This is a genomic window from Archangium sp., assembly GCF_057119385.1.
In genome coordinates, this window is sequence record NZ_DBNGVP010000107.1 from 22,197 (window position 1) to 28,488 (window position 6,292).

Below are 6,292 nucleotides of genomic sequence, written 5' to 3' on the forward strand. Positions count from 1 at the left end.
ATCGGGGAACCGGGGCTTTCTACATCCGCGTGAAGCGGATCAGGCCAGGTTGAAGATCTTCTTCAGGTCCGACTCGATCTCTTCCTCGGAGCAGTCCTTCGCCAGCGACAGCTCCTTGATGAGCAGCGAGCGCGCCGTATCCAGCATCTTGCGCTCACCGAACGACAGATCCTTGTCTCCCTTCAACAGGTAGAGGTCGCGCAGCACTTCGGCGATCTCGAACACGGAGCCCGTCTTGATCTTCTCCATGTACTCCCGGTAGCGACGGTTCCACGTCGTGGAGTCGACCGAGATGTCCTTCTCCTTCAGGATGGAGTAGACCTGCTTGACGTCCTCCTCGCTGATGATCTCCCGGAGGCCCACGGAACCGACCTTGTTGATGGGGATCATGATCCGCATCCCATTCTCCAGGATGCGCAGCACATAGAAGGACTGCCGCTGTCCGGCGACCTCGGTGTGCTCAATCCCCATCACCTCGCCCACACCCTGCCCAGGGTACACAGCCTTGTCGCCGGTCTTGAAGCTCGTCTGCACTCTTACCGCCTCCTCTAGGATGGCTTGGCTCGACTCGACACCCGGCCCAGAAAGCCGCTCATGAATACCACGATTCACCCCTTACAGCAACATTGCAGTCTTGACCCGCCCGGGAATTCCTGACTAGCCTGCGCGCCTTTGCGTGTGTGCGGTCGCCCGGTAGGGCGATGCACCACGACGGGACGGAGCGGGTTGCTGGGTGGTGGGGGTGGGGCGTGGGCCGTTATTCGTGGCGCGATCTGACCGGGCGTCCTCTGTTCTTCCCTGCTGTGAGCTTGATGCTCGGCGCGGGGTTGGGGCTTGGAACGGATGCCATCGACGGATTATTTCAGCTTATGGCCGCGTCTTTCGTGGGTGCGGCCGCCCTGGCGCTCGCTCGCCTGCCTGGTGCCCACCTGGGCGTGCTCCTGAGCCTGGGGCTCACCGGCGCGGGGCTCGCCAGCCTGGAAGCCGGGGTGGATGTGCCGCCCGCCCTCCGGGAGGGAGGCGCCGCGGTGCTGGAGGGCGAGGTGGAGCGCGTGGACCGCTTCGAGGACTCCACCCGCGTCCTCCTGGCCGTGGCCCGCGTGGGACAGGGGGCCGGCACCCCCGCCCGCTTCCACACGAGCCTGTATGCCCATGGAGCGCCGCCCTCGCTCCTGCCCGGACAGCGCATCCGCGTGGAGGCCCGGCTCAAGACGCTCGAGTCCGCTTCGAATCCCGGAGAAAAGGACTTCTCCGCAACGCGGCGGCGGCAGGGGCTCGCCTTCACCGGCAGCTTCCCGAGCGCGGGCATGCTGGTGCTCTCCCCGCCCCCGCGCTGGCGCCAGCACCTGGTGCGCACGCAGGAGGGCCTCACCGGGGCCGTCCACGCCGTGTCCCCCTCCCCCGAGGCCGCGGCCCTCTTCCTCACCCTGGCCGCCGGACAGCGCGCCGCGCTCGATGACGGGCTGGAGGAGGACTTCTCCCGCAGTGGGCTGGCACACGTCCTCAGCGTGAGCGGGCTGCATGTGGCGGCGCTCGCGCTCATGACGCTCGCCCTGCTGCGAAAGCTGCTCGTCCGGGCCGGAGCGCGCATGCCGGGCCTGCGGCGCGTGGAGGCCCGGCGCCTGGCCGCCCCCGCCTCCGTCCCCTTCGTCTGGGCCTACGTCGTCTTCACCGGCAATCAGCCGCCCGCGGTGCGCTCGGCCGTCATGGCCACGGTGGTGCTGCTGGGGCTCGCGCTCTGGCGCCGGGCCGATGGGCTCAACAGCCTCGCCGCCGCCGCCGCGCTGCTCGTCGCCTGGACTCCCTCCAGCGTCGCGGACCTGTCGCTGCAGCTGTCCTTCCTCGCCGTCTTCAGCCTGCTGATGCTCACCCCCGCCCTGCGCGAGGCCGTTCCCGTGGCTCCGCCCGATCCCCAGGAGCCGCATCGGCTCAAGCGCCTGCTCGCGAGCACCCGGGAGACGGTGCTGGAGACGTTCTGCGCGAGCGCCGCCGTGACGGTGGCCAGCCTGCCCCTGGTGGCGGGCACCTTCGGGCGCGCGAGCCTCGCGGGGCTCGTGTCCAACATCGTCTGCATGCCCCTGTGCGGCCTGCTCACCGGCTTCGCGGCGGGCGGCGCGGCCCTCTACGTCGTGTCGCCCGTGCTGGCCACCCCGCTGCTGTGGGGCGGCGCGTGGGCCTCGCAGGTGCTCCTGTGGCTCACGCGCTTCTTCGCGCACGTGCCGCTGGCCACGATGGACCTGCCCGCCTTCGGCCTCGTGGCCTCCCTGCTCTACGCCGCGGGGCTCGCGTGCTGGGCCCTCGGTGAGCGGCGCGCGCGTCTGGGGGGACTGCTCGTCCCCGTGGGGCTGGCGCTCGTCTTCGTGGTGCCACGGCTCGTCCCCGAGCCCGGCCTGCGCATCACCTTCCTCTCCGTGGGCCAGGGCGATGGCATCGTGCTCAGCTCCCAGGGGCACCATGCGCTCATCGACGGCGGCGGCGTGCCCGGCGGCGCGGATCCGGGCCTGCGGGTCGTCGTCCCCTTCCTGCGCGCCTCCCGCATCGAGCGGCTCGACCTGGCCGTCCTCTCCCATCCCCACCCGGACCATGCGCTCGGGCTCATCTCCGCGCTGGGGCAGGTGCCCACCGAGCGGCTCTGGCTCTCCGCCGGCAGCACGGACGGGCACCTGTCGAAACAGCTCATCACCGCGGCCACCGGCGCGCAGGTGGAGCAGGTGCAGCTCGGCCATCCGTCCTTCCAGCTGGGAGAAGCGACCCTGGAGGTGCTCGGCCCTCCCGAGGATCGCGAGTTGATGGAGGGCGTGAACGACAAGAGCGTGGTGCTGCTCGTGCGCCATGGCGACGTCACCGTGCTGCTGCCCGGCGACGTGGAGGAAGAGGGCGAGGCCGCGCTGCTCGCCAGCGGGAAGCTCGGACCGGTGACGGTGCTGAAGGCGGCGCACCATGGCTCCCGGACGTCCTCCACCGAGGACTTCCTCGCGCGGCTCCGGCCCCGCTTCGCCGTCTTCTGCGTGGGCCGCCGCAACCGCTTCGGCTTCCCCCATCCCGAGGTGGAGGAGCGCTACCGCTCGCTGGGCACCGAGTGTCTGCGCACGGACGTCCACGGGGCCATCACGCTGGAGAGCGATGGGCACGATGTCCGGCTGAGCACCTTCCTGCCCGCCGAGCCCCTGGTTCCCCAGACCCGGGTTGCCCACACGGCCGCCCATCACCAGCCTTGAGGCGATGATTTCCGACGACCTGGATCTGCGTCAGCTCACCGCCGACCTGAAGCACATGCTGGCCCCGGGCGAGCCCGTGGGCTACCTGCGAGGCAAGTCGCTCATGCGCAACCTGCTCGTGGAGACGAAGGGCTTCTCGGAGCTGGAGGCCGAGGAGCTCATCGACACCCTCGAGCTGCGCGGCTTCCTGCGCTTCCTCGGGGACCCCACCGAGCGCTCCATCGCGGACTCCCACTGGGAGCTCTCCCCGCACTCGTAGCGGCTACTCGAAGACGAGCCAACCGAATCGCGGCAGCGCGTGGAAGTCCCCCACGAAGAGGGGCGAGAAGGCCTGGCCTTCCACCTGCTGCCGCCCCACGTGCTCCAGCCGGTACAGGTTGAAGCGCCAGCGGTCCCCCTTCTTCGGCGGACGGTTCGGCACCTCGGCGAGCCGCTCGAAGGGAATCCGCATCTCCACGCGCCAGCCCTCGTCCCGGTCCTCGGGATTGTCCAGCGTGCCGCGCACCTTCACCGCCGTCTTCATCCCCGAGTCCCAGCTCAAGTCCATCCCCTGCCGGCGCGCGGGGAAGTACGCGTCGAAGTTCACGTTGTGCGGCGACACCTGCAGCTCGTTGTAGGTGCGCCCGTCCGCGTTCGCGTCGAGGAAGATCTCCACCACCTCCTGCTCGTAGATGGGCGCGTCCCGCTCGCGCAGCGTGCCCCAGACATCCGGATCCTCCACGTCGAAGGCCACGTAGAGGTTCTGGTCGTCGTAGGTCAGGCGCGCCTCGGTGCGTAGCGAGGGCTGACGCCCATCGAAGCTGCCACGCAACACCACCGGGGCCGCGTCCTTCCACACCGCGTCGTCGAGCTCCCCGTCGATGACCGGGGCCTTCGCCGCACGGCGGACGGTGTACTCGGGCAGCGGCGGAGGGCCACCGCCGAGCTGCGGGCCCAGCATCCGGTTGTCACCGCCGTGCGCCTTCGGGTCGTCCACCGGGAGGCGCTCATCTCCCCGCCAGAAGCCGAGCAGCACCCGCGCGGGCGCCGGAGGCATCGGCACCGTGTGGACGTCCTCCACCACCTTGCCCACGGGCCACGTGCCCAACGGGGCCGCGCCTCCCGCGAAGTCGTGGTCCGCGTTGACCATCATCTGCCCGCTGGCGGCGTCCACCACGTGCACGAAGAACTGCCAGCCCCGAGGCACCTCGCGCTCGGCCTGGAAGTAGTGCTCGAGCTTCACCGGCTGCCCGGGCGCCGCCACCGGCGGGGAGACGCGCGTCCCGAGGTAGCGCACCGCGCCCCCGCCGAACGTGGCCCCGCCGCGGTACGTGAGGTCCGCCGGCGCGGCGTCCAGCACCCGGGCCTGGGCGGGCGGAGGCAGGGCCTTGGCGCGGGGTTTCGGGCCGGCCTGCTCGTCGCGGCAGGCGGTGGCGAGCAGCGTGAGCGTCAGCAGCGTCAGGAGGCGGGAGGCGGAACGCATCGGGCCGCGAATCCTAGGGTCCCCTCCCCCGGATGTCTCGGAGAAGGGGCCCGGCCCCGTCCGCACGCGTGGACGACGGGCCGGAGACGAGACGGCCCGGATGCGGCAACCCCCCGCGATTCCACTGGCCCGCCCCGGCACCCGGTTTGCCTCGGCCAGGGGCATGCACTTCGAATTCGAGCACATGGGCACTTCCACCCCCTTCGAGCTGCCCGAGGGCGTCCACCTGCTGGGTGGCGCCGCCGGGGACCAGGTCCAGCTCGAGGGGCTCCCCCCGGGTCTGCTGACGCTGCGCATCGAGAGCCACCGGCTGATGGTGGAGGCCACCCACCCCTTCACCGTGGGGGGCGTGGGGGTAGCGCCCGGAGTCCCCCGCCTCGTGCTGCCGGGAGAGGTGGTGGGCCTGTCCGAGGAGATGCGGCTGAAGGTGAAGGCACCGGACGGAGACGCCGAGCGGGAGATGGGCACCATGGCCGTGCTCAAGCACCTCCTCGGGGACCTGGAGGAGCCGCCGCCTTCCCGGGCCGCCTCCCTGCAATGCCTCATCGGGGCGGACGTGGGCCGCACCTTCGCCCTCGCCGAGGCGAGCACCGAGCTCGGCCGGGGCAAGGACATGGCCGTGCGCCTGCGGGACATCGCCGTGTCCCGCCGCCACGCCCGCATCCGCCACCACGAGGGCGCCTTCCTGCTGGAGGACCTGGACAGCCCCAACGGCCTCTTCCTCAACGGGAAGCTCGTGAAGACCCCCACCCCACTCCACGAGGGCGACGTCATCGAGCTGGGCCGCACGCTGCTGCGCTTCCAGGCCCCCATGGCCACGCCCGAGACGGAGACGCCTCCATCGCCCGAGACGACCCCCACCCCGGCCGAGACGCCCGCTCCGGCCGAGCCAGCCCTCGCGGACGAGACACCCGCGGCCCCCTCCGGCGAGGACATGCCGGAGCGCCCGCGGGTGCGCTGGGAAGCGTGGCTCATCGGCCTCGGGGCGGCCCTGGCGCTGGTGGGACTGCTCGCCACCTACGCTCTGGCCCCCTGACACCCCGTCCGACGAACGGCGCTATGCCCGCCGAGGGTTGAAGAGCTCCGACGTGTCGACGTAGGCGTTGTACTCGGCGAGCTTGCCCTGCTCGAAGCGCGAGATGGTCGCCCACGGCACGGTGAGTTTGCTGCCGTCCTTGCGCACGTAGGTGACGAACCCGTTGGCGAAGGCGCGGTCCTCCACGGTCCAGCAGTTCTCGAACTGGTGGCTGATGCCGCCAATCGCTCCGAAGAACCCATGGATGAAGTCCTCGATGCGGCCACGGCCGACGACCGGCTCGTTGTTTCCGAAGCGGAAGACGCCCCCCTCGGTGAAGCACGCCGAGAAACCGCGCGCATCGAGCGCATCCACACGCGCGAACATCGCGTCGATGAATTCCTTGTGACTCATGTCTGCGTCCCTCTCCATGACAGCGCCCGGATCGAGCGCTGCGCACCAGAGGGGGACTCTAGCCCGGATTATTCACCGGGACAGAGGAGAAGGAGGGCGGTTGCGGGCGTAACGCCCTGATTTAGCTTGGGTTTGCTCAAGACTCAGGCCGCATCAGAAACGCCCGCCCGCATGACACACCGT

At 70.5% G+C, this 6,292-nt stretch carries 6 protein-coding genes; 3 read left to right on the forward strand and 3 right to left on the reverse strand.

Annotated elements, in window-relative coordinates; translation table 11 throughout:
• Nucleotides 1-39: 39 nt before the first annotated feature.
• Entirely contained in the window at nucleotides 40-534 is a 495-nt protein-coding gene (locus AC16DP_RS26320; protein WP_013939202.1) for a CarD family transcriptional regulator, read from the reverse strand.
• 335 nt (nucleotides 535-869) lie between these two features.
• Here AC16DP_RS26320 and AC16DP_RS26325 point away from each other — a divergent pair, with 335 nt between their 5' ends.
• Nucleotides 870-3,218: a DNA internalization-related competence protein ComEC/Rec2 gene (locus AC16DP_RS26325; protein ID WP_329727527.1), complete on the forward strand. Its 2,349-nt coding sequence runs from the start codon at nucleotides 870-872 to the stop codon at nucleotides 3,216-3,218.
• 4 nt (nucleotides 3,219-3,222) lie between these two features.
• Nucleotides 3,223-3,477 (forward strand): hypothetical protein, encoded by a 255-nt coding sequence (locus AC16DP_RS26330; RefSeq protein ID WP_329727528.1) that lies wholly within the window; start codon nucleotides 3,223-3,225, stop codon nucleotides 3,475-3,477.
• 3 nt (nucleotides 3,478-3,480) lie between these two features.
• On the opposite strand, the gene AC16DP_RS26335 is transcribed toward AC16DP_RS26330, so the two are convergent.
• Nucleotides 3,481-4,680, reverse strand: a complete 1,200-nt coding sequence (locus AC16DP_RS26335; protein WP_329727529.1) for a carbohydrate-binding family 9-like protein — start codon at nucleotides 4,678-4,680, stop codon at nucleotides 3,481-3,483.
• 100 nt (nucleotides 4,681-4,780) lie between these two features.
• Between AC16DP_RS26335 and AC16DP_RS26340 the strand changes: the two genes are divergently transcribed.
• Nucleotides 4,781-5,716 carry an FHA domain-containing protein gene (locus AC16DP_RS26340; protein WP_329727530.1) on the forward strand — a complete coding sequence of 312 codons (936 nt, stop codon included), beginning with the start codon at nucleotides 4,781-4,783 and terminating at the stop codon, nucleotides 5,714-5,716.
• Nucleotides 5,717-5,737: 21 nt separating this feature from the next.
• On the opposite strand, the gene AC16DP_RS26345 is transcribed toward AC16DP_RS26340, so the two are convergent.
• Nucleotides 5,738-6,109, reverse strand: a complete 372-nt coding sequence (locus AC16DP_RS26345) for a nuclear transport factor 2 family protein (protein ID WP_329727531.1) — start codon at nucleotides 6,107-6,109, stop codon at nucleotides 5,738-5,740.
• Nucleotides 6,110-6,292 lie beyond the last annotated feature (183 nt).